Genomic DNA, 248 nt, shown 5'->3' on the forward strand with positions numbered 1-248 from the left:
CGAATTCCGCCCGGGCTGGTTCGAAACGATGGGCCAGTACGGGTCAGGCCTTGAACGCGCGGATGAAGGCGACGAAGTCCTTGATCTCGTCGGGGAGAGCTCGTCCTTGAAGCCCATCATCTTCTCCTTGCCGTCGACCACGACGCCCTCGGTCGTGACCTTGATGATCTCCTCGTCGGTCATGGCGGCCTGCACGGCGGCGTCCGTATAGTCCTTGAGTTTCAGCTTCTTGCCCACCTTGGTCTGGC

At 61.3% G+C, this 248-nt stretch carries 1 protein-coding gene; it reads right to left on the reverse strand.

The genetic code is table 11. The annotated features are described in order from the left end of the window. Nucleotides 1-248: hypothetical protein (locus V6260_RS18615; RefSeq protein WP_341595574.1), on the reverse strand; the 248-nt coding region annotated here is incomplete at both ends.

Origin of the sequence: Pseudoalteromonas aliena (assembly GCF_038155085.1) — a bacterium.
Taxonomy (GTDB): Bacteria; Pseudomonadota; Gammaproteobacteria; order Enterobacterales; family Alteromonadaceae; genus Pseudoalteromonas; species Pseudoalteromonas aliena_A.